Raw genomic sequence first — 23719 nt, forward strand, 5'->3', positions numbered from 1 at the left:
CTTTTTACCGCACTTACGGGTTGAGACGTTAGTACGTTCACAATATCCGAGCTGAACGAATCAAGCGTGAGATATCTTTCTATCGGATCTGTAGCTGTGGCCTTGTTGGAAATGGCCGTCAGTTCTGCATGCCCGAAGCGTTTTGTGTATTCGCTGAAGATCAGTCCCAGGGAGTAGATGTCTGATTGGGTGGTAATGCTCAGTTGGTTGATTTGCTCTGGGGAGGCATATCGAGGTGTCATGTGCAAGGACGGTTGTGCACCGCTGAATGCGGAAATGCCAAAATCCATGATCACAGGAGCCTTGTCTCGAACCAGGATGTTTTCTGGTTTGAGGTCGCCATGGACGATGCCACGGGTATGGGCATATCCTACACCATCGCAAATCATTTGAAAGAACTGCAATATTTCCGGCTGCTCCCAGGTATGTATGACGTCAAAGGGTTCACCATTCACGTATTCCATGACCATGTAAGGGAAGTTACCTGGCGTTATCCCGGAATTGTAGAGCCGGCACAGGCGAGGATGCTCAAGGCCGGCGAGTAAATTTATCTCATGGGAGAACTGACTTACATTGGCAAATACCATTTTGCCAGGCTTCAGGATTTTGATCGCTACATTCCGATCAAACTGCCCATCAGCCCGCCTGGCCAAATAAATTACGCCCATGCCGCCGCGGCCGATCTCCCGGATAATCGTATAAACCCCAAGGGTGTCACCTGGTTTAAACTCTTCGCCTTCATCACCTAAAAGTGCATAGGCCGGCCGCGAAATCGGCCCGCTTTCGCAAGCCGACAAAGCCAACAGTTCTTTTACAGATTGGATGATGCTGGCATCTACCTGGAGGCCTTCGAAGTGTTGTTCACGGTTGACGGGGTCCAGGTCAAAAACGTCTTCAAATATGGCGTCGATTAGAACGCGGCGATCAACAGTAGTTGCTTTCTTCATCTTGCAATAGTTTAAGTAAGCGTGCCTTGGCCAGCGCCCATCTCCTTTTTACGGTAATAATAGAAAGGTCAGACACCTGCGCTATCTCATCATAGGTAAGCCCAGCGAAGAACCTGTATTCAACTATCTTGGCGAGGTTGGGACTTGAAGATTCCAGGATGAGCAGCGCCCGATGGACGTCCAGGATGGTCTCGTAATCTGGCTTGAGGGTGCTAATGGCTGCTGAAATAGTGACGCGTTCCAGTTTGCCGCCCCGCTTTGCGCGCTGTCGTTTTCTGGCGTAGTCAACAAGAATACGCCGCATATATATGCTGCAGATGGCAATGAAATGCGTTGGAGATTGGTAATTAGAGGCACTCCGGTTACTCATACGCTGATAGACTTCGTGTACCAAACCCGTTGCACTCAGGGTAATGTCTATTCTTTCGCCAGATAACTTTGAAGCTGCGAGTTTTTTTAGATCTGTGTAGACAGAGCAAAGATGCTCATCGATTTCGTCGTTCTTGCGGGTCATTAGATAGCGAAATATGAGCGTAGGCTTAACAATCGTGCAAATCCTGTAGCGCCTCGTGGATTGTTACGCGATGCCTACGCTGGTTTGTCTAGAACTGGCCTTGGTTTGCTTCCTCCTGATCCCCTTGCCGTTCTCCATCAAGTGAATGCATTGTATTGAACGAAGCAATGCATTGAACCGAGAAGCACAGTGCTGTCACCTAACTGTCGTTGCAGGTTCTCCCAAGTGCGTTCATCGCGGGAGCTAGCAATTTAGAATAGCATTATTTAGAAAAGCGTTGTTTCTTCCTACGCGGTATCAGTAAAGGCATAAATAGTTTAGCGGCAGTAAAGGGTTAGGCCGTTGTTCTTCCTGGCGGCCGGCTCCAGGTTAACGATCCCTAAGCATTGCCGGCCCTTTCATGCAGTGTTTGATACCAGGCTTGTTCTTTTAGCGCGGTTAAGGTTGACATTTCATTTTTGCTTAATCAAGTAACCCCTGTTAGCCATGGAGCACCTGTTGAATTGGTCGTACAGCGAAACCCTCAAATCTTTTAGTAAGAGAAATGAAAAGGGTGTCTATTTACTCGTTTACAACGGTTGGATTCCGCGTGTTGTATATGTGGGTCGGGCAATGGACGGCGGCGGATTTACCGAACAATGGTCTACCCTCAGAGCAGATCTCCGAACGGGCAACATGACCTGTTGGAAGCCAGATACAGCAGAAGATGTCTATGAGCTGATGAATAAATCCCACGCAGAAGTATTGTACTACGCCGGGCTGTCTTTACAACGAAAAGCCTGGTTTGTTGGCAATGAATGCGGCCTCGGAAAGTGGGGTGACAAATTTGACGAATATTGGAAAAACTACGTCGAAGTGTATATCGAAAATCTAGAGCTGTGGAGTTGCCCAATCTCGAATGAAACTGCAGCCATTACGCTTGAAAACCAGATTACCTGTGCGCTCGGTGCCAACTTCCAATTGGGGTACTTGAAAGATCAGCGGCGAAACTGGCTCGGCCAGATTACAGCCAATCGGAATGAATTTAAGAACCACACATTCCACTTCGAAAAACTTCCGTGCATTGAGTCTGAAGTATCAAACGTGCTTGGTGATTTGAAGGCTTTCTTGTAGCGTAATCCGTATGTGGAGAGGAAAGCCGTATCTCAACAAGCTGTTGATGTGGCTAATTGCGTCGCAACATTGAAAAGATGGATCAGGTTACAAAACGATCGATACCTGGTTACCGTTTGTAGCTACTTCTTTCACGCTCCCCGTCAATACAAACGCATCTGTATTAACCGCACCCTTTACTGCCACAATAGCATTAGCCGGCACATCCACGCCAAAAATCCCCTCGCGTTTTACCGTATCAACCAACACCGGGGTGACGACATGGATCGACAAATTCGATGTTGTACTAAAGGCGGCGCTGATGGGGACGAGATTGTAAATGGTGCGACCATTTCCAAGCGGTGTCACCCCAAACGCGGTGAATCCAAGATCTGGTGGCGCATCTGATCGTGCGCCATACTAGATCACCTCCCGGGTTTTGGTTAATGATGCGGAGTGTTTCTTCGATCAGGTCGGCAGATGCCGATGCCGATTTGATGGGTGGATGTTCGGCAAGCAGCTCACGCATGCGTTTGCGTCCGCGTGCCAGGCGCATTTTGGTAGCAGACAGGCTGCGGTCTTTTTGGATGGCTGCAATTTCTCGCAGTTTGAAGCCTGCAACTTCGTGCAGTAGCAAGGTCTCCCGTTGCTTGATATCCAGTTGGGCCAATGCTGCCAGGAGTGGCCCTTTCCAGTCGAAGTGCTCGTAGTCGTCGTACAGGCTTTCACGAACCGGGTCTACATCGCTCAACGGCAGCGCGCGGCGTACAACCCGGCGCCGGCGCTCCATCAGGAATGCGCGTTTGACGATGCGGAAGAGCCAGGGGCGAAAGCGGTTGACATCCTGCAGGGTAGCTGCTTTTTCGTAAGCAGTTGTGAGTACATCCTGCAACACATCCTCTGCAGCCGAAGCGGGGTAGGGCGCGCAGAGCAGCCGGCAATAGCGCACCACATCTTCATAGTGCGGCCGCAGGTGTGTTATTAACGCGTTGGGTGTCAAGATGCAGACGCCAGGTAAGGGTTTGACTTTTGATTACCTTAAAGATGCGTAGCTGCTAGAAAGGGTCACACGGGTTGGGCTGTTTAAGTTTGCAAGTTTAAGGTTGCAGGTATTTGGCGTACCCTAGAAGTCCACAATAATCCCGATGACTGGAATGAATGCGCCCTCATCGTCTGCGAGGAGGTCCAGCTGCCGTGGTGTCACAAACGCGCCCGTTTCAGTGCGCCGTAGTACGTATTCCGGCGCCTGGGGGGCGGCCTGTGCGAGGGCGTTTTGGAATTCCAGAAATACATCAAGCGAGAGCCGTGGGAAATTCCAGCGTCTGTCAATGCGCACATCCAGCTGACTGAATGCACCGAGTTTTTCTTCACCGAGCCGGCTGTAGTCTGGTACAATTTCCGGGTAGACGTTGCGGGTTGCTTCGAGGTCTGTGGGCACAAATGGCGTCTGGCCGGCAAAGCGGTAGCGGGCGCTTAGCTCCCAGTTGTTGGGCAGTTTGTATCCCCCGGTAAAGGAAATCAGGTGCCTGCTGTCCCACGACGAACTGATGTACGTGGACCGATCAAATCCAGTGAACTCGCTATGGTAAAATGTATACGACAAAATGCCATAGAAATTGTTGGTCAGTTTCTGCTGGAAAAGCAATTCAGCGCCATAGCTGCGGCCACGCCCTACGGTTTCGACGGCCTCGTTGCCCAATACCTCAAAATCAGCCCCAAGGTTGGCAAGTGAAACACTGTCCTGCACGGAAACCGGGTAGTTGTCGTAAACCTTCAGGAAGCCTTCGAGGCTTACGCTGGACGCAGGACTGAAGAAGTACTCCAGTCCCAATACAAAGTGATCGCTCTGTGTGTATTTGACGTCTTTGTTGACAAGCTGATCAGCAGCGCGAAAGCCAAGGATGGTATAGGGGGGCAATTTGAAATACCGTCCCAGTGTCATGTTGAGCTTCCAGTCCGCAGTGAATGCATACGACGTACTCAGGCGTGGGGAGAACGTGTCGAGCAGGCTGTTGCCTTCGGTATAGCTGTCGCCATCCATACGCAAGCCCATCGAGATGTCAAGCCTGTTGTTCAGGAAAGACCGCGTCGCATTAGCGTGGACGCCGTATTTTACAAAGTCGATTTCGGTTTCATAGGAAAAACCCTGATTGAGGTCGGTTGTGGTGTTTTCGTAGCGGCTCAATTGCGTGTTGAAGCCGCCCAACAACTTCCAGTCGCCGGCAAAGTAAGTGAGGCTGTATCGTAGCTTCGTTTCGATTTCGCGCGCATCATTGTTGAAAAATAGGCCAGTTTGTGTGGCGTTATCTTCAAATCTCGAGAAATCGTTGATGAGCAAGTTGTTGCTCAGCGTGGTTTGCATGAACCCGGGTGCATCGCGCAGCCGGCGCTTCCAGGAAATTCCAATGGTATTCGTTTGCTGTTCGATAAACGGCGCCTGATCGAGCGAGGCCTGCTCAGAAGCTTCCAGGTCGTCGCTTGATGCTACAGCAAAGTCATCAATCGATCCCAGTCCGATGAGATTAATGGTGTTATAGTCATCAATTTTATGTGTGATCTTGTACTGATAGTCCCAGTAATCCGGCCGTATGGGCAGGCCGATCAGTTCGAATAAAAACCGCAGGTAACTGCGGCGCACGGAGGCCATAAAGCTTGTGTTGCTTGCAACATTGGATCCTTTGAATAAGGGGCCATCGAGGGTGAGCGCTACGTCGCTTGCGCTTAGTCGAAAGTTACTGCTGAAACTGCGCCGGTTGCCTGCGCGCTGGTCAAACTGTAAAACCCCTGAAAGCGCGTTGTCGTACTGTGCACCAAAGGCCGACGTGGCAAGTGTGACTTCGTCGATAAAGGCTACATTGAGCATGCCCACCGGACCACCGCCGCTGCCCTGTGTGCTAAAATGGTTGATGTTTGGTATTTCGACGCCATCCAGATAGTAGACCGACTCGTTGGGCGCGCCTCCGCGGATGATGAGGTCATTGCGAAAGCCACCAGTGGAAGGGGAGATGCCGGGCAGGGTCTGCGCTACCTGAACCACATCGTTATTACCACCCGGATAGGTGGCAATTTCGACCGCCGTAAGCGTCTGTGTAGAAAGGGGAGCTTCGCGGGCACGGGTGATGACGTTGGGATCAGGACGCACTTCGACGCCTTCCAGTTCAATAGCTGTTTCTGAAAGGGTGAAGTTGTACAGCTGATTCCCTACAGACTTCACCTGTATGTTGAACTTCGTTTGCGATTCAAAACCCACGAAGCTTGCTATCAGGTTGTAGGTGCCCGGGGTGACACCCGTAATTGTATAGTATCCCTCCAAATCGGTTGTTGAACCAATCGTGGTGCCTTCCAGGAAAACTGTAGCCCCCGTTAGCGGGGCGCCGGTTTCGTCTATGACGTTGCCGGAAATGACAACAGTTACCTGGGAGAAAACGGGGACCGGCTGCAACCAAAACAATGCAGCGGCCAAGCAATACAGCGCAAAACGGTGGTTCAAGAATATGTACTTTTTAATGTGATTTATTCCAGCAACAAGTACACAGAAGCCGGCTGTTATACCTCACCATTGGCTACTGTATCGAATCAGGACTGTTGCCGGAAAAAAAGCAGACCAATGCTTGCAACCACAAGTTCAATGATGGTTGCAGCAACAATTCCGCTGGCGGGAATGCCATCCAGTAAAAAGCCCACAAGGCGAGCCAATCCGAAGGTGCCGTATACGAGGATTGTTAAGTCTACAGCCTGGCTGCGCAGTTTAGTGCGGAAAGCGCCGGCAAGAATGATTAGGGCGCTACCCAATAGCAGGCCACCCGGTGCGCGTAATTCAGATAGCAGGTTTGGATCTGCACCCAAAAAAATGCCATTGCTGGCGTGAAAGGCATGGGGCGTAAAGAGGATGCCAATGCCAATGGCCAGTAACAATACGCCGGCTACAAAAAGGAAAATGGCGGTTGAACGCGTGGTTGAAACAACGGGGTTAGCGTCTATAAGAGAATTAGTTTGCATTGTGATATTGAGGTTTGATTGTGATTTCCCTCAATATCGCTGGCATCGCAGGGATATTTCTTGGTAGGGCGCGCCAACTTTTTGACCCTTTGCGCCAAAATGGTTTGGATGGGCATGAGGTGTCAGTTTATCTCAACGCTACTTGCACTTCACGATGCTCCTCTTGCAATGCCTCCAGGGAGAATTCCCAGGCATTGTCGTCGCCGGCCTGTTGATCAAAGATCTTTTCCATAATTGCGAGGCTCTGGTCGTAGTTGTTAAGCGCGCGGGTGAGATAGGTCGTACGGATTTCAAGGGAGGGTTCTTGTGCAGCTTTTGCTTTGTAGGTACGCGCCAGCCAGCCATAATTGAACCCCTGGTTGCCCCAGAGAACGCCTTTGATCGGATTGCCTTCCACCACGGGCACCATGTATTCAATCGCATCTGTACAGGTTTCAGCTGCCTGGTCCACTTGTTCATTTAGCAGATACGCCCGACACAAAATCCGATAGGTTGTGCTCAATGAATTAGCTGCCTCCTGATTTTCTGCATCTTGCAGATATAATTTATGCCGCATTACAACAGTGCTTGCAAAGTAGGGGATGGCCTGCTGGTATGCGCCGCGTTCAAAATGCCAAAACCCCAGCGCGCTATTGCCGAAAGCCAGGGCCATATGGGCTTTCTGATTGGTGGAGTCTGTAGCGATCATTTCTTTGGCGTGCATCAAAGATGCTTCGTATGCAGCACGCGCACGCTCAAAATCGTCCAATGCAAGATAAATCTGGCCAAGAAAATAATGCACGGTGTGCTCACCATATTGTACCCTTGGGTTGGTTGGATACCGCTGTGCCAACGCTGCCAGATGGGGCTGGGCTTTTCGTTCTAATAATTGGGCAGCAGCTTGGTATTGGGCGGTGAATTTGAGGCCATCCGTTTGGTACCAGTAATTGCGCCAGCGCTGCAGTTGTAGATCCAGATGATCGGGATGCGCCGGCGCAATCCGCTCCAAAACCTGCATGGCCTCTCGTAAATGCACAAGTCCTTCGGCTCTGCGCCCACCCCAGATCAGCCACCAACCCAGTTCACTTTGGATCCGAGCTTTGTCATACTGGGTGTTGATCGTCGGGTCAGATGCACGCTGCATTACCATAATGCGCAGTGCATCCTGCGATTGCTTGATCGCAAGGTTGTTATCACCTGTCCACGACTCCAGCACGGCCATATGACCAAGGCTAACAGCAAGGGCATGTTGCAAGGCGGCATCAGTTGAGTCTGCTAGCCACAGTTGCTGGCGGATTTTGTACGCTTTCTGGTAACTCTTTTTTGCCGCAGAAAGCAACCCGAGGTTTGAGTAGTGGGGATCCCCCTGTAGCCTTGCCAGCTGGTCGTAGGCATTGGCCATTTCGAGTTGGAGGGCCTGGTGGCGGGGCATTTCCTGTTGCAGGCTGTCGAGGAATACCACGGCAGTAGCGACCAGCTGTTCTCTTGCTTTTGTGGCTCCTGGCAAGTCCCGGATCGCATCGTCAATATCCGACAAAAGCGAAGCGGTCAACATGCGAATTTGGTGGGAGCGACGGTCGACCTGTCGGGATTGTAATCCTGTTGAAATAACACCACCCAGTAGCGTTAGTGCAATCAGGAAACTGGCGATTGCGCCCGTTCGGTGCCGGCGGATAAACTTGTTGAAGCGGTATGGCAGGGAAACGGGCCGTGCTTTAACGGGCAGGTGGTTCAAATGTCGCTGGATGTCGCCTGCCATGTCTGAGACAGTGCGATACCTTCTGCCTGGTTCTTTGCGCAGCGCTTTCATCACAATGGTGTCCAGGTCTCCTTGCAGCCGGCGGCGGAAACGGTCATTGTCAACAACCTCGCTGGGGCGTTTCGGAATTGCCTTGTGCACAACTTCTTCGATTTCGGCTGCCGACTTGCCCTGCACTTCATAAGGGCGCGTCCCAGTCAGGACTTTGTAGAGCAGGACCCCCAGGGCATACACGTCTGAGGTTGTAGCAATGGGGGCGCCACGCAACTGCTCCGGACTTGCATACTCCGGTGTAAGCAGGTATTGGCCTGTGCGCGTGATCGGGATGGCTGCGGATTCGACGGGATGAAGGAGTTTGGCAATCCCAAAGTCTAATAGTTTTGCTTTTGGTCCGTTGCTGGTTTCTTCAACGAGAATATTGGAAGGTTTAAGATCGCGATGCAGCACCAGGTTTTCGTGGGCGTACTGTACTGCCTGACATACCTGTATAAAAAGTTGTAAGCGTGCATCAACGGATAAGGTATGCGCATTGCAGTATTGATCGATGGGTACCCCCTCAACGTATTCCATGACGAGGTAGGGGCGTTGGCCAGTACTGCTGAGGGCGTCGGGCGCGAAGCCGGCGTCAATCAGTCGGGCTATTCCCGGGTGGTTCAGATGTCTTAGGATGTGCTGCTCCTGTTCAAACCGGGAGACGAGCCGCTGTTGGTCGAGCAGTTTTAGCGCCAGCGGTTTTGCCAGTGCGCCATCTTCCTGCTCCACCAGAAATACAGTACCCATACCGCCCTGTCCGAGTCGGTCCAGCAATCGGTAGACGCCAATGGATACCGGCATTTCCTCTGTATAAAACGCTGTAAATACGGTTTCCAGCGTGATCGGCGTATCGAGGAAGGGACTAGTATCTGCTTCACTTTGCAAGAGCGACTGCACTTCCTCAAGCATAGCTGTATCGCCCTGACAGGTTTCTTCGAGGTAAGCGCCCCTTGCTTCTTCATGCAATGCAAGCGCCGTCTCAAACGTCTCACGGATATGTGCCCAGCGCTCAGGCGTCATGAGAACGATCGGTGGAATTGTCAGCTGTCAGTTCGCGCCGCAGCCAGGTACGCGCGGTACGCCAATCCCGTTTTACGGTGGCAGATGAAATTTCTAACGCTGTGGCGGTTTCTTCAACAGTCATCCCGCCGAAGTACCGGCATTCCACGACGCGACAGAGGCGTTGGTCGAGCACTTCAAGCCGGCCCATGGCCTGGTCCAGTGCCAACAACTCGTCAACTGGCTGATCAGCCAGCACGGCACCGGCTTCGAGTGATACGTTGGGCATTCCTCCACCTCGCTTGACGCTGTTTCTGCGGCGGGCATACCAGATCAGCAGCCTGCGCATCACGCGGGAAGCTATGGCAAAAAAGTGTGTGCGGTTGTTGATGGCAACCGGGTCACCGCCGGCAAGGTTGAGATAGGCTTCATGGACGAGATCGGTGGTGTTCAGGGTATGATCTTGCCGTTCTCGATTGAGGTGTTTATGCGCGAGCCGGCGGAGTTCATCGTACACGCTGGGCATAAGCGCATCCAGCGCTTGCTCATCTCCCTGCCGCCAGGCGACCAATAACCGGGTTACTTCACCATCACCCATGTGTTACACGATCAAATTTACTGATAATACCCAAGGTAAAAAATAAATCTTGGGAATCGATGATCCCTTTTGCAAAAGCATTGCACATCTACCGGAGGGCATGGGCTAAAAACTTTTAGTGGAGCACTTTGCTCCCAAAGCCCGCTGTCAGAACAATTCTTAGCTAGATTCTGGAGACATCATGAACAAAGTATTGCTAACCGCGATTTTGGCGATTATTGCTTTTTGCTCGCCGGCGTATGCACAAATCTCTTTCACTGAAACGGATTTTCAACCTGTGATCGGACAGGTTCGAAATACAGAAACGTTTACTGCTTCACCCACGCCTTTTCTCGGGGAATCGAATGCTATTCAAGCACTTGCGGCGCAAGTCGGAGCCAATCAGGTATACGACTTGACACCTTTTACGTACGACCTACCAGACGCGGCAACCACGGAGGTGCTGGCTTTTAGTCCAGCCGGTCCAGGGGGGAATGTCGCTGCATATGCTGGCGCTGATTACATTGAGTTTGCCGCCATGGCATCAAATCCGAGTTTCCCGGCTGATGGCTACGGCTTCTACAGCGTGACCAGTAGCGCGCTTAATTTTCATGGTACGCTTGTCACCGGCTTTACGCAAATCGAAAATGTCCCACCGGAGGTGCTTTACGAATTGCCAATGACTTTTGGCGATACCTGGACGTCTACGCACACCGAGACCATCACTTCGCCCAATGGCAACTTCGTTCAGTCGGTGACCATGACCCAGACGGTTGATGGATGGGGGACCCTGGAAACGCCGGCTGGGTCTGCTGATTGCCTGCGCATCCTCGTCACCCGCGAAGTCTCAACAAACGGTATGGTCATCGCCACCGACGAATCTATCGATTTCATCACTAAAGACGGATTAACAGCACATATGGGTTTTGATGATGCTTTTCAAATCTGGGGTTCAGTGAGCTATACCGTGGAGTCGCTTGCCGGCGGGGGCGGCGAAGACGATGGCGTACTGTTTGTAGTAGATGATGCCTCTTCACTGAGCGCTTCAGATCAGGAGGCCCATGATCGGATGACGGCTATGGGATTGATGGTTGATGTTATGGATGACAACGCCGTTACCACAGATGATGGGGTAGGGCGGGACCTGGTTGTTGTCTCTGCTTCGATTGACCCGCAGGCATTTTCTGCTGATTGGCGTGAGGCCGCAGTTCCGTTGCTTACCTGGGAAGCTGCTTTGTATCCCGCGCTAGGTTTTACCGGAAGCCAAGCCGGCACTGATTATGGGGCAACAGCATCCGGCCAGCAACTCTGGCTTGACAATGTTGGTCATCCGATTGCTTTTGGTGCAACAGGAGCAATCGAAGTTTACAGCGCAGGCACAACCATGACTTTTGGTGTGCCGTCGGATCAGGCAGTAATAGTTGGCAGATTCGAGGATGGCGGAGGTTTGCCTGTATTGTTTGCGTATGAGCAAGGTACTGCCATGGTTGCAAGTACGGCACCTGCGCGTCGGGCCGGCTTTTTCTTTGTTGAAGAGGGAGGTGCGCAAGCAGCTATAGACGGGCTGACGTTGTTCAACAACACGGTTTTGTGGCTTCTGGGGCGTGAAGGGGAAATAGCAGATGCCGTGTCGAACGAGGCGATTGATAAAAGCACTGCTGGACGAGTTGGACCAAATTACCCCAATCCTTTCAGCGGTGAGACCTGGATTCCGATTGATCTTTCCAGTCCTACCCAGCTCGTATTGGAGGTGTTTGATATGCTAGGCCGGCGGGTTGCACAGGTGGCAAATGCCACATATCCGGCGGGCGAGCATCGCATCCGATTTGAGCGAGATACGCTGCCAGCCGGCCTGTATTTTTATCGTCTTCAGTTGGGGGAGAGCGCCTATAGTGGTGCCATGACAATGCTTGAGTAGGTGCACCACGACCTAGATTGAGTAAAAAAGGGCAGCATCTCTATCCGAGATGCTGCCCTTTTTACGCTAGTGGGTCAAGTATCGGATTAATTGCCACCGTGATAGGCGCGAGATATTTCGTAACTATCTTCAAACCAGTTCCAGAGGATGACTTGACCGTCTTTCACTTTCACGCGGAGCGCCCAGGTGAATTCTTTGGTTTTTTGGTTGGACTTGGTGGCGAGGCCAACCATGGTGCCAAAGAAAGCTGCTGTATCGCCACCTGAAATGGCGTCTTCGGTCTTCCAGTCGAGCGTCTTCAGATTTTCACCAAAGAGCGGCATAAACTCTTCCAGGATGACGGTCTTGCCCACCCAATTGCCGATCCAGGGCAAGCTTGCGTCACCTTCGTTGTGCCAAACCATGTCGTCGTGCATCAGCCCCATCATGGTTTCCATGTCGCCTTTACCCATAGATTCCATAAAGCCCATGGCTACGTTCATGGTTTGATCTGCTTCGCTCACTGGCGGTGTGGCCGGCTTCAGTTGCTGCATGGCTGTTACCCAGTCTTCCACGTGATGCGTGCTTACAAACTGGCCGTCTTTCATGGTGTGCATGTCTATGGTCAAGATCTTGAAAGACTTGCTACCATCAGTAGGGACGCCCATAAAGTCGCCGTTTGGAGAACCCGTCGCTATACTTCTGACGATGTATACATCTCCTTCATTAACGATCTGCTGGGGCTCCCATTTCAGGTCGGGGATGATTTTCCAGAAAAACTCCAACTGTCCCATCAATTGTTCGCCGCCTTTCGAGTCGACGGAGCTGGAGGATTTGTAGCCTTCAGCTAAAACTGGTGTTAATACGGCAGTAGGGCGCGTTTCGTTATTTACGGTCAGCGCTTTCTCGTAAAAGGCCATGATCGAAGCTTTGTTTTTGATAACCTCAGCTTCACGAGCGTTTTGTTGTTCTACCACCATTTTGTCGGTTGTATGGCATCCCGTCAGGACAATCGCTACCAGGAGTAGGCAAGGCAGCAGGCGGGCACGCGTGTTTTTAATATTGAGCATGGTACTGTTTGTTTGGAATTCGAGTGGTTTTGGCCATCGCACCTGTTGATGTAATAGCCATCGATAGCTTACCATGCAGGGCAACCAAGCGAAAGGTAGTGATGTGGAAAAAGCAGTACGGTTGGGAAGGTGGTGGAATAAAAGCGTTGTTTTGTTAGATAAAGGCAGTATGAATTGGCCGTCGCTTGATGAGTAGGCCTGTGCTTTTTGTCTACGTCTGCTGTTTTTTATCGTCCTCTCCCTTTCGTCATCCCGAACTTGATCCGGGGTCCACAGGAATGACAATGCACACGGGCCTGATCGCCATCCGGGTGGATGCCCAATCGAGTTGGGCATGACGGAAAAGACTTGTGGCGAAAAGTAGCCCGACGCAGGGATGACTTCGTGCTAAATCGAGCGGCGTACTGCTGTACGGAAAGCGGATGGGGTTTGCGCTTGCCGGCGTTTAAAAAATTTGTTCAGGTTAGACGGGTCCTCGAAACCAAGCTTGTATGCAATCTCCTTAACCGACAGTTTCGAGTGGGCCAGTTGTCGTTTTATCTCCAGGAGCAGCCGGCGGTCTATGACGTCTTTGGGGGTGTGATCCAGGTGTTTCTTTGTAAGTGCGCCCAGCGACTTCGTAGATATATTGAGTACCTCTGCGTAAGCAATGGCTGTCCAATGATCCGTGTAATGCTGTTCGAGCAACTTACTGAATTCGATGAGCAGCGGCGGGCATGTCAGGCGCTGGTCATCAGCATTAGAAAGCTGGCCGAATCGCGCTGTCTTATGGATGATAATGCCTAATTGATGGCATACAATCGGCAGCCATTCGGAGTCGTTGGGGCCCTGGTATTCTTCAATAAGCCGGCTGATGTCAGGTTGCAAGGCTTGCGCATCTTGCAAGCGATAAGCTGACGAATTGATAGGGTCAAATAAAAAAGAAGCAATCGCCGTATCAAAATTCAGCAGGGCGCGCTGTAATACAGCTTCCTGGAAGACAATGAGATGGCCGTCAAACGTTTGTTGTGACGAAAACTGGTGGACCTGGTTTTTACCGATGATGATAAGCGTATCGGGTGCGACATCGTACGGTATAAAGTCGATGAGGTGCTGGCCTTTACCCTCGGTGACATACATCAAGACAAAAAAATCGAGCCGCTGGGGGAAAGACTGTGTGGCAAAACGGGCCTGGTGTCTTTGGTAGCGTTCATCGATTGTAATGATGTCAATTCCGTAGGGTCTATCCTCGGAGTGCCTGAATTTAAGGTCTACAATATCGCGTTTCATTGGAGCCGGCACGCTGAACTATCAAAATCCGGGTTGCCGCGTAAGCGGCGTACCCAAAATAAGATATCTCCGCTGTTTGTCCAGCGGCATGATGCAGCAGTGAAGTGCTGGATCAATGTGAAGGGGAAAGGTGGGGCTGATAGACAGCACTTTCTGCATGGGGTAAGGTAAACCAAAAGGTAGCGCCATTGCCGTGGGTGCTTTCTACGCCAACCTCGCCGCCATGGGCGTTAACAAGCTGTTTTACAATAAAAAGCCCCAGCCCGCTCGAATGCTCACCGCCGGTTGGTTTTGCACTGAGCTGTTGCATCTTGCCAAACACTTTTTGCTGGTCGTCTGTAGTCAACCCGGGCCCTTCGTCCCGTACAGCTACGCGGGTAACAGTTGAGTCCTCCAGATCCAACTGGGTTACTTCAATCCATACGTTAGCCCCCGAAGGGCTGTATTTTACAGCGTTGGATACGTAGTTATCCAAGACCCGTTGGATGGCGAGGGCATCAACGTTTACCGTAATCGATTCTTTGGCTACGTAATGGAGGTTGATGCCTTTGTTGCCGGCCTGCTTCATATTCCAGCGCACAACGGTTGTCACAAGGTCGCTGAGCGCTGTCTTTTCTAAACGTAACACGGGGGCTTCTCCCTGGCGGTGTTTATCCAGCAGGGCAATGATAATTTCGAGCATCCGCTCTGCTTCTTCTTTCAGGAGCGGGATGTTGTCTATTGTGCTTTCATAGGTGGCCTGAACGCCGGCTTCGATGTCTTGTATGATCATCTCAGCAAGACCAATAATACCGCCCAGCGGGTTCTTGAGATCGTGGGCTGTAATGCTCAAAATCTCTTTATTGGCAGCCAGCGCCTGCCGCAGCTTTGCTGTACGATTTTCTAGCGCAGTATTGGTTTGCTTGAGATCGGTATTGATTTGTTGTACTTCGTGGTAGGCATCCTCCAACGTAGCGTTCTGGGCTCTTATTTCTTCTGTTTGCTCTGCTACCAATTGGTTCAGGTATGCATTACGTGCCTTCAATCGTTGGGTTTGCAGCCTGTTGATTAACCAGATTGAAAGGCCAAGCGAACCCAGGCTAAGCAAGATCCAGAGTGCGTATGCCCATTGCGCACGGTACCAGGGTGGGAGAACCTTGAACGGAAAACTGGCTTTGTCACTGACAATGCCTACCGCGTTTTTGGCCTGTACATTAAACGTATACGATCCTTCCGGGAGGTTAGTGTATTCTTTGAAAGGCTCTGGCATCCAGTTACTCCAGCCCTGATCTGACCCCTGTAACCATACCCGGTAACGCACACGCTCTGGTTGATCATAGATTTGTGCAGCGTAGGAGAATCGGATGGCATTTTCCTGGTACGCGAAGATGTGATTTGTCCAATTAGAAACGAGTCCATTAAAGACCACGGAGTCGCTGCGTAGCGCAGACACTTCGCTTAGGAAAAGCGTAGGTTTTTGGTGCTGCGTGGCCATGCCGGCTTCATTGATTCGAACAACGCCCCTCAAATGTCCCAACCACACCGTGCCTGATGGTTCTTTGTTGTAGGTCCCTGCTTCAATGGCTTCGATACGTTCCGGTGCTGTATGCGCAGAAATTTGCAAATTCCCTGCTTCAGTTCCACGCACAACCCGGACCTGATCGTCTATCACTAACCATGCATTGCCATCACGATCCTGTCCCCAGTATTGGGCCTCCTGGTTGCCAGCTTGAACTTCTTTCTCAAAGTGGGGTTGGGCTGGGTTCTTGATGCCAAAGAGACCGTGTGGTGAGGCTGTGTAGAAGGTGTCGTCAATAAAGAAAAACTCCTGGACCCTGCCGTCGAGCTTGTCAAAATCGTGGTACAGATCCTCTTGCCAGGCTTCATCCTCAGGGGATACGTCAATGTGGTAAATCTGGGCTTCGTCCGATACAACCCATAAGCGGGTGCTGCCTCGCGTTTGACTTGTGGGGTCGACGGTAATGCGATGCATTCGGGGGGTAATTTGTTGCGTGTGGGTCGCTACGATCTTGTTACTTTCGAGCTTATAGTGGGCAATTTCGCTTTGGCCGGCTACAAAGAAACGCGTTGGATCGAACGGATCGCGGAGGATTTTCCAGGGATAAAAATTAGGTTCAGCCAGTATGGTAGCGATAGAGGCGCGTTCGGGGCGTTTTTCAACGCTTACAACGCCGTACAGACAGGCGGCTATCAGTTGGTCATTGACAACTTCCATGTCATAACAGCCATCGAGGGTATCGCTGCCCTGAACGACCCTGAAACGCGCCGTATTGTAAGCATCTCCAGGAATCAACTCATAGATGCCGGCAAAGCTAGAGGCAAACACGCTGCCGCGCCATCTCAATACCTGCGTGACGTGTCCAGATAGCCCTTCGTTCCAACTGAAAGTAGACCAATTACTTGTGGTTTCGAGCCGGACTACGCCGTCGCGCGAAGCCATCCACAAAGCAGATTCCCTATCTGCGTAAATATCGAGTATATCGTCATAAATAAGGGCGTTGTTCGTGTCGAAATACCGCAACAGCTGTAGCTGTGCATTCAACAGCGCAATCCCTTTGCCTTCAAAACGGATCACTATTTTTCCATCAGCAAGCCTACGTAACTGTCCGGCTTTTTCCATAAAAGGTGCATCCGTGGGCTGCGCTTCACACGTATAGCTGGAAGTACTGGAAGACGACGTTATGTTACATCGAAACAGGCCGTTACTGGAAAGCACAAGGAACTGATCTGGACCAAAAGAAATGATGTCCAGGATGTTTGTCAAAGGGTTCCCTTGTGGTAGGAGTTCAGCCAGCGTATCCTGGGCATCCAATGTGAAGAGCTGTTCGCCGGTGTATGTTAAAATTGATTCGCCCAATGGGAGGACACCGCGGACCAACCGCTTGGTTTTCCATACGTTTATGGTGTCATGTTGCAAGCGTAACAGCTTGGATCCAGTCAGGAAGAAAACACTTTCACCGATGGTGTACACCGAGTGGACATAAACAAATTCGTTGTAGTCTTCTGGTATTTTATCTACAAGCGAATGGTACTGCGGTGAGCCGGTTGAATCAGCGCCTAGGTAGCCTATTTCTTTGTATCCGCCAATATATACGGTGTTATTTTGGTCTATCGCAATCGCTCGAGCCATGGACCCTGGAAGAAGAACACGTTTCCAGGAGGATCCGTCATGGATGAGCAAACCGTCTGTGTTACCGACATAGATAATGCCCTGGTCGTCTTGTGAAATACTCCAGTTTTCCGAAGAAGCGCCGTACTTGGTGGTATCAAAAAAACGAAAAGGCAGCCGGCCCACTTCAGCCCAGCTATCTGCTTGCTGGGCTGAGGTTTCGGGCACACCAATCAGCATTATTGCGAATAAGACGTACAGGTAACAACAGGTTACGCGTCTCAGATTTAAGCTAAACCACATGGAGATCCAAACAATTGCGTACAGTCTGGGAATCGACTAAAGAAGCGATATAGTTAGGCTAGATAATGCAGCAGGTAAAAAGAAGGTACGGCCTTTTTTAAGGCTTGCGTAATCTAAATGGCTACTAAAGAGCAATCCAATAAACAGTAATCTACGTATCCCATCTTCCCTGATAGACGATGGCTGATTTGTGGGCGCTGGTTGTGCAATTGAGGTAACGTTGCCGGTTGGCGTGATTACACCTGAAACATCCCGTCTTCGTAAATCACCTGTTCAGAGCCATCAGCCAACACTGCGGTTACAGTCCGGTCTGCGGTGGACATAATGTCGGTATGCACAACCGAGTCGTTGAGGCCGAGACGCTTCCAGTCTTCTTTGGTGAGGGTGTTGGGGTCGCCGGCGTAGGCATCTTTGTACGCCATGCCTACTGCGATGTGTGTATTGCCAAATTCACCGCCCACATTTTCGTCATACAACGTATTTGCCATAAACCGCGTGATCCGGGAGTGGCGTTTGTCTGTAAGCGAAAATTCACCCACTTTGTCGGCGTCTTTCGTGGCAATCATCTCCTTCAATACAGCCTCGTTTCTTGTTGCCTTGCTGTTGACCACCAGCCCATCTTTAAATTCCAGCTCAATGCCTTCGATCAGATTGCCATAGCGGTACAGGGGCTGATTGAAGCGGATCCAGCCTTCGGTGCCCCGCCAATCAGGAGAGGTGAAGATTTCGTAGCTGGGGATATTTTGTCCGGTTGCAGCCAGCCACTTGCGCTGCTCACCGATGGAAATCCACAGGTCTGCATCTTCGCTTTTGACGTGCACTTTGCGGATATCGAGCGCATTGAGGCGGTCTTTTACGGCGTGGATTTCTTGTTGAAGATTTTTCCACGTGCTTACCGGGTCCTCTTCCCGCAAATAGCAGGCATCAATGATTTGCTCCCAGTAGGTCTCAAGCGACAAGCCGGCTTCTTTGGCCATGCCTTCGGTCGCATACAGCGCCAAGGTCCATGAAGCCTGTTTGGCATTTACTTTTTTGAAGAAGGTCTCACGGAAGTGCGAACGCGCAATGTTGCGCTGCATAATGAGCTTCGGGTCAATACCTTTAAGGTTGTGCGGATCTTCATCACTCAGTACCGTTAGCCGGTGGTCGATGGTATCGATGAGGGTGTCGTAATACGCTCGGGGGTAGAACTCACGCTGCGCCTGGTTGGCATGCTCGAAGAAGAAGCGTTCGAGGTTTGCGTCAGCAAGGTCATCGGGCAAGTAGAGCGGCATCACATGTCCGCCGGCACGAATGACGGCTTTGTACAGCGCGGCGTACAACAATTTTGCGCTGTCTTTAGCCACAATCTGGACGACATCGCCGGGTTTGATGCCTTTGCCATTGCCGAGGGCGTAGTTAACAAGGATGTTGGCGTAATTCTGTAAGATCTGGGTTGAAGGAGTGTACGACACGCTGTTTTCGATTTGAGTCTACTGAACAAGAATGCGGCTCAAACGAATACAGGCAACGCTTGTTCAATGCCGAAGCTAATCCCTCGTATCTGGTTTGATTCGCAGAATTTTACCGTCAACTTCATCGGTTAGCAGGTACAGGTATCCCGCCGGACTCTGTGCAATTTTACGGGCGCGTATCCTGGCATCTACAAAAAGTTCTTCTGTGCTTTTGATGGTTTGCTTTTCTATCCGAAACCGCCATAAACTGCCGCCGCTCAGGCCTGGGACGAGGAGGTCGTACTGCCATGCGGGGAATTCATCTCCGGTATAAAATACAGGGCCGGTTGGAGCAACCGTATGCCGCCAAAACCATTTGGGTGGGGTGAAGGTCTCGTTTTCCAGTACAGGTGGTTGATAATTGGGTGCCCGGTATCTACCCGTTGTTTGGATTGGCCAGCCATAATTGGCGCCGGCCTGCAGCAAATTGACTTCGTCTCCCTGGATGGTGCCATGCTCGGTAAACCAGATATTACCTGAAAGCGGATGCACAGCCAGGCCCTGTACGTTTCGGATACCATACGCATATGCGCCGGGCACTACCGATTGGGAAAAGGATGGGTTGTCTGCCGGAACAGTACCATCTGGATTGAAGCGATAGATCATCCCGCGGGTATCCGCAACGTCTTGTGCGTAGGGGAGGGCCGGCTGCCTAGCTTCTGAAAAAAGGCGGTCACCAACCGTAATATACAGTTTGCCATCTTGCCCAAACGTCATGCCGCCGCCGTAATGAAACGAGCCGTCGGAATAGGGTGAAGCCAGGAGTATTTGTTTGATGTTTGTAAGGCTGTCATCCTTGAGTTGCCCGCTGATTGCTCTGGTTGTTGTACCGCCTTCACCGCTCGCTACGTAAGTAAGAAAGATGCGCTGGTTGGTCGCAAACGCGGGATCGAGGACTACATCAAGCAGCCCTTCGTTAAACGTAGTTTTGAGGCCGGCTGCTATGCCTCTGGGGTAGTGCAACGACGTAGCATCTTCAACTTTGGTAACTGTAGAATCGGTACGATCAACAGGGATGCCCTGTACAATGGCGCGCTCTCCGGTTTGGAGATTCACCCGCAGCAAGTTGCCGTCTTTCTCTGTAACCAGGGCTTCGTTATCCGAAAGAAACGCGATGCTCCAGGGACGTTTTAAATCGTCCATTACCACTTCTTTAACGGGCCTGACCTTTTCGTTTGTAGAGGCTGGTGGTTGGCATCCCCAGAAAAGCAGGGGTAAGAGCAGAACAAGTTTATACATGGTATCGATTGCAAGCAGTTTCTAGGTACAAATGTAGCTGCAATATCGCGTTTGAGGTGATCCAGTTCTTTAACAATCGTGTTTATTGAAGCGAAAAAGAGGTGTTGGTTTGATGGTACGTTTAAGAACCGTCATGCTCAGCTTGACTGAGCATCCACAGGTATGTCTGATGGTTGCAGTCTTAAGAGTGATGGCTCCTTCCATACTGATGGATGCCCAATCGGGTTGGGCATGACGAAGGATAGGACTGTGAATAATCAAGCAGTGCCGTGCTGCTTCCGGTATTGGGAAGGGGTAAGGTTAAGCCGGGACTTGAAGGCCACATTGAAAGACGTCAGGTTGCCGAAGCCGCTATCAAAAGCAATGGTTGCAATTTTATCCTGCCGGCGCTCCGGATGGACCAGCAGAGCTTCGGCATGTGCGATCCGGTGTGCGTTGACAAATTCGGAAAAGTTCTTTTGCTCAACCTCATTGATGGCCTGCGACAAGCTGCGCGGTTTAACGTCGAGCATCGCAGCCACGGTATCGAGCGACGTAGCTGGATTCAGGTAAGGCATTTCTTCCTTAAAGAGCGCTTGGACCCTGGCAACAAGCTTTTTTGATGCACCGATGTCAACTTCAGACTGCGCGTATTTTTCCAGCGCAAAGTGGTGTTTCTTCAGGAAGAGAAACGAGAACAGGTAGATTAGCAATGAAAACGCGGTTGCACCGACCAGATAGAGCGGGACGAGTCCAATAAAAATGCCGGCATAGAGCATAAGAATCAGCGTGACGCCTGCAAGGATATTCCTATACCACGCAACAAGTGCCTTGCGTGCCACATCACGAACACGGTAACACAATCGCCACGACAAGCCAAGGTAGACCGCCAGATGCAGAAGTGTTGCCGTATAGAAGCCTAGTGAAGCAACATTCCCATTGTTAGGAATCAGTGCACAGCACGCTACAAACAACAGGAAGGGGAGCAGGTGCGCGAAGTGTGCGGCATGGAAGGTACTTGCTTTGTTGAAGAGGGTCTGCCCATAAAACCACAACGCCGGCCCCACCAGCAGAAACCCAGAAATGCCCAGATTCCGTGCCCAGGGGTCGAGTGGTCCGTGGTTCAGCAATACGGCTTTGCCAATGCGGATGGTCAGACCCAATAACACCAGGCCCAGCAATACGTTCGCCTTGCGATTTCCCGTTTTAAGCGTAAACAGGTAAACCATCAAAAACAAAGCTTGCGCTATGCCCAGAAATCCAAGGACCAAAATGGCGCTAGCATCCAACACGATAGCAACTCCCGAAAGGCAAAAAAACCTTCAACCTGTAACCTTCAACGCAAACCACTAAATCCTTCGGGATTTAGTGGTTTGCCATTTTCATTCAGCACCCAGGTACCGTGGCGGAATGGGTTGGCCTTCTTTCTCCACGTCCCAGATCACAGAGTTGATAATCCATTCGCCGTCTACTTTCAAGAGCTGAAAGCTGTTCACGCCGCGCTCACCAATTTCATCGGAGCCGTTGAAGTACGAGGCATAAGCGCTCATGCGATGGGCGACATTACCGAAGTATTCCGTTTTTCCACCCAGTTCAACTTCGCTGAACGACGAAATGGCACCACGGTCGATGGCACTCTTGTAGCTTTGAATAAACAATGTGATATCAAACGCTGCGAGGCTGTCGTAACGGAAGTTGTACATCGTTGCATTTGAAGTGAAGAGGGACGCCATGGCATCATAATCCGGCGTAGACCCTTCTTCAAACGAGAGGACCGCATAAGCATTGAGAACCGCCTGGTCAATGGCCATTTCTTCTTCAGAAACAGATTCAATAGCCGGCGTAGAGCCGTCTGTTGACGTGCATGCAGAAAGGATGATAAGGAGCAGGGGGAGAAAGTAGGCAATACGTTTCACAGCCTTGTTGGGTATGGGTTAAATGGGATGAAAAAGAGTGATACGTTGAAATATACGGGTAAAGTTACCCATAAACAGGGTCATTCGCAGTGGCCAGTTCAACGCAGTTTGCGCAGCACGCTTTGGGCTGCATAATACCCATTCATGCCGTGTACGCCGCCGCCGGGTGGGGTAGAAGCTGAGCAAAGGAAGAGATGCTCATTCGGCGTACTGTATGGATTCAATCGCGGAGCCGGACGAGTAAAAAGCTGAGAAATATCCGCAGCGCCGCCGGTCACTGCACCTCCAACATAATTGGAGTTGTAGGCCTCAAACGCAGAAGCATTCATGGTGTGCTCAGCCAGAATGGTGTCTTGAAATCCAGGTGCAAATCGCTCGATCTGGTTTTTGATAACCTGCCGCACATCCCTGTCCCCTCCATTGGGTACGTGACAATAGGCCCAGCACGTATGTTTGCCATCAGGTGCGCGGGTTTCATCAAAATGGCTTTGCTGCGCAATGAGCACGTAGGGTTTGTCGCTGTATTTGCCCTCCCAGATGACAGCTTCTGAAGCCTCAATCTCCTCAAATGTCCCGCCAACGTGTACGGTAGACGCTTTGAAACAGTTTGGATCTTTCCATGGGATGGGTTCACTGAGGGCAAGGTCGATTTTGAATACGCCAGGGCCGAAGTTATAACTGCGGAGCCGCTTTACGTAGCTCGCTGGCAAATGATCTTTAGCGATAGTAGCCAACTGCCATGGATCGGTATCGAACAGATATTTCCGGGCCGGGGGCAATTGATTAAAATGCTCAATCTTTGTTGATAGCTGAAGCGAGCCGCCAGCAGCCAGATAGCAATCGCGCAGCGCATCTGCAAGGGCTTGCGAGCCGCCTTTGGGGAACGGCCAATTGACCCCGTGGCCCGAAGCGAGGAATATGAGTCCCAGCGCAGTGGTGAAAAACTTATCGAAGGGCAGAATGCTATGCGCAGCACAGCCGGCGAACAACGCTTTGGCCCGTTGTTCTTTGAAGACTTTCCGTGCGTAAATAGAAGCCGGTATCAACGCCTGGGCACCAAAAAGCGTGAACAGTAGCGGAGACGCCGGCAGGCCGAGCGGTTTCATCATGTCCTGAAACAGGTCGTCTATCCGGTCAGCAAAAGGCTGCATGATGCGCCTGTACCGCTTACTGTCTGCCCCGAGTTGATCAGCAGTATACGCAACAGACTTGGCTAGAATCACAGCAGGCTCATCGTCCAGCGGGTGCGCTACAGAGACCTGGGGAAAGACCCACTCCAGTCCGAATTTCTCCAGCTCAAGTTGCTTGAAATACGGGGAGAGGTAGCCCATGGGGTGGACCGCTGAGCAAATGTCGTGCTTGTACCCTTCAAGGGTGAGTGGTGCCGTGCGCATGCCGCCGCCCACCGTTTCACCGGCTTCAAGGAGGAGGACCGATCTGCCGGCTTTTGCCAGGACGATGCCTGCACTCAGCCCATTAGGACCAGATCCAATAATGACCGCATCATACACTTTTTTCAAGGTGCCGGCTCAATCGAGTTGTTTT

18 protein-coding genes are annotated in these 23719 nt (G+C 51.2%); 2 read left to right on the forward strand and 16 right to left on the reverse strand.

From position 1 onward, the window contains the following. Both AAF564_11435 and AAF564_11440 read right to left on the reverse strand, forming a co-directional pair. Nucleotides 1-947, reverse strand: a 947-nt coding sequence (locus AAF564_11435) for a serine/threonine-protein kinase (protein MEM8486153.1), incomplete at its 3' end; no start/stop codon positions are given. Further along, complete coding sequence (locus tag AAF564_11440; protein ID MEM8486154.1) at nt 925-1461, reverse strand: ECF-type sigma factor; 537 nt, start codon at nt 1459-1461, stop codon at nt 925-927. The genes AAF564_11435 and AAF564_11440, both read right to left, overlap by 23 nt. Nucleotides 1462-1947: 486 nt before the next feature. On the opposite strand from AAF564_11440, the gene AAF564_11445 reads away from it, so the two are divergent. Beyond that, on the forward strand, nt 1948-2574 hold the full coding sequence (locus AAF564_11445; GenBank protein ID MEM8486155.1) for a hypothetical protein: 627 nt from the start codon (nt 1948-1950) through the stop codon (nt 2572-2574). 87 nt (nt 2575-2661) lie between these two features. On the opposite strand, the gene AAF564_11450 is transcribed toward AAF564_11445, so the two are convergent. The 6 genes from AAF564_11450 to AAF564_11475 all read right to left on the reverse strand — a co-directional run bounded on the left by AAF564_11450 (nt 2662) and on the right by AAF564_11475 (nt 9920). After that, complete coding sequence (locus AAF564_11450; protein ID MEM8486156.1) at nt 2662-2847, reverse strand: hypothetical protein; 186 nt, start codon at nt 2845-2847, stop codon at nt 2662-2664. A gap of 13 nt (nt 2848-2860) precedes the next feature. Then, nucleotides 2861-3553: an RNA polymerase sigma factor gene (locus tag AAF564_11455; GenBank protein ID MEM8486157.1), complete on the reverse strand. Its 693-nt coding sequence runs from the start codon at nt 3551-3553 to the stop codon at nt 2861-2863. A gap of 123 nt (nt 3554-3676) precedes the next feature. Continuing rightward, the gene (locus tag AAF564_11460; protein ID MEM8486158.1) at nt 3677-6043 is read right to left on the reverse strand and encodes a TonB-dependent receptor; all 2367 of its coding nucleotides are present in this window, start codon (nt 6041-6043) and stop codon (nt 3677-3679) included. A gap of 86 nt (nt 6044-6129) precedes the next feature. Next, nucleotides 6130-6552: a DUF4345 domain-containing protein gene (locus tag AAF564_11465; GenBank protein MEM8486159.1), complete on the reverse strand. Its 423-nt coding sequence runs from the start codon at nt 6550-6552 to the stop codon at nt 6130-6132. A gap of 127 nt (nt 6553-6679) precedes the next feature. Next, nucleotides 6680-9343: a protein kinase gene (locus AAF564_11470; GenBank protein ID MEM8486160.1), complete on the reverse strand. Its 2664-nt coding sequence runs from the start codon at nt 9341-9343 to the stop codon at nt 6680-6682. Then, nucleotides 9333-9920: a sigma-70 family RNA polymerase sigma factor gene (locus tag AAF564_11475; GenBank protein ID MEM8486161.1), complete on the reverse strand. Its 588-nt coding sequence runs from the start codon at nt 9918-9920 to the stop codon at nt 9333-9335. The genes AAF564_11470 and AAF564_11475 overlap by 11 nt, the downstream gene beginning before the upstream one ends. A gap of 181 nt (nt 9921-10101) precedes the next feature. On the opposite strand from AAF564_11475, the gene AAF564_11480 reads away from it, so the two are divergent. Beyond that, a complete protein-coding gene (locus AAF564_11480; protein ID MEM8486162.1) occupies nt 10102-11817 on the forward strand; it encodes a T9SS type A sorting domain-containing protein in 1716 nt (571 codons plus the stop codon). Between the two features lie 86 nt (nt 11818-11903). Here AAF564_11480 and AAF564_11485 read toward each other — a convergent pair whose 3' ends face one another. The 8 genes from AAF564_11485 to AAF564_11520 all read right to left on the reverse strand — a co-directional run bounded on the left by AAF564_11485 (nt 11904) and on the right by AAF564_11520 (nt 23685). Beyond that, on the reverse strand, nt 11904-12866 hold the full coding sequence (locus AAF564_11485; GenBank protein ID MEM8486163.1) for a nuclear transport factor 2 family protein: 963 nt from the start codon (nt 12864-12866) through the stop codon (nt 11904-11906). A 387-nt stretch (nt 12867-13253) separates the two neighbouring features. Next, the gene (locus AAF564_11490) at nt 13254-14135 is read right to left on the reverse strand and encodes an AraC family transcriptional regulator (protein ID MEM8486164.1); all 882 of its coding nucleotides are present in this window, start codon (nt 14133-14135) and stop codon (nt 13254-13256) included. 112 nt (nt 14136-14247) lie between these two features. Further along, on the reverse strand, nt 14248-17472 hold the full coding sequence (locus AAF564_11495) for an ATP-binding protein (protein ID MEM8486165.1): 3225 nt from the start codon (nt 17470-17472) through the stop codon (nt 14248-14250). Nucleotides 17473-17783: 311 nt separating this feature from the next. Further along, nucleotides 17784-19001: an aminopeptidase gene (locus tag AAF564_11500; protein ID MEM8486166.1), complete on the reverse strand. Its 1218-nt coding sequence runs from the start codon at nt 18999-19001 to the stop codon at nt 17784-17786. Between the two features lie 75 nt (nt 19002-19076). Further along, entirely contained in the window at nt 19077-20279 is a 1203-nt protein-coding gene (locus AAF564_11505) for a PQQ-dependent sugar dehydrogenase (GenBank protein MEM8486167.1), read from the reverse strand. 257 nt (nt 20280-20536) lie between these two features. After that, on the reverse strand, nt 20537-21550 hold the full coding sequence (locus AAF564_11510) for a helix-turn-helix domain-containing protein (protein MEM8486168.1): 1014 nt from the start codon (nt 21548-21550) through the stop codon (nt 20537-20539). A gap of 90 nt (nt 21551-21640) precedes the next feature. Then, nucleotides 21641-22174, reverse strand: a complete 534-nt coding sequence (locus AAF564_11515) for a hypothetical protein (protein MEM8486169.1) — start codon at nt 22172-22174, stop codon at nt 21641-21643. Between the two features lie 98 nt (nt 22175-22272). Then, on the reverse strand, nt 22273-23685 hold the full coding sequence (locus AAF564_11520; GenBank protein ID MEM8486170.1) for an NAD(P)/FAD-dependent oxidoreductase: 1413 nt from the start codon (nt 23683-23685) through the stop codon (nt 22273-22275). Nucleotides 23686-23719 lie beyond the last annotated feature (34 nt).

The sequence above is a fragment of the Bacteroidota bacterium genome (assembly GCA_039111535.1).
GTDB lineage: Bacteria > Bacteroidota > Rhodothermia > Rhodothermales > JAHQVL01 > JBCCIM01.

Excerpts from the sequence above, each read along its gene's own strand:
- AAF564_11440 (MEM8486154.1), bottom strand. The coding sequence starts at position 1,461 with ATGACCCGCAAGAACGACGAAATCGATGAGCATCTTTGCTCTGTCTAC.
- AAF564_11445 (MEM8486155.1), top strand. The coding sequence starts at position 1,948 with ATGGAGCACCTGTTGAATTGGTCGTACAGCGAAACCCTCAAATCTTTT.
- AAF564_11465 (MEM8486159.1), bottom strand. The coding sequence starts at position 6,552 with ATGCAAACTAATTCTCTTATAGACGCTAACCCCGTTGTTTCAACCACG.
- AAF564_11470 (MEM8486160.1), bottom strand. The coding sequence starts at position 9,343 with ATGACGCCTGAGCGCTGGGCACATATCCGTGAGACGTTTGAGACGGCG.
- AAF564_11475 (MEM8486161.1), bottom strand. The coding sequence starts at position 9,920 with ATGGGTGATGGTGAAGTAACCCGGTTATTGGTCGCCTGGCGGCAGGGA.
- AAF564_11480 (MEM8486162.1), top strand. The coding sequence starts at position 10,102 with ATGAACAAAGTATTGCTAACCGCGATTTTGGCGATTATTGCTTTTTGC.
- AAF564_11485 (MEM8486163.1), bottom strand. The coding sequence starts at position 12,866 with ATGCTCAATATTAAAAACACGCGTGCCCGCCTGCTGCCTTGCCTACTC.
- AAF564_11490 (MEM8486164.1), bottom strand. The coding sequence starts at position 14,135 with ATGAAACGCGATATTGTAGACCTTAAATTCAGGCACTCCGAGGATAGA.
- AAF564_11505 (MEM8486167.1), bottom strand. The coding sequence starts at position 20,279 with ATGTATAAACTTGTTCTGCTCTTACCCCTGCTTTTCTGGGGATGCCAA.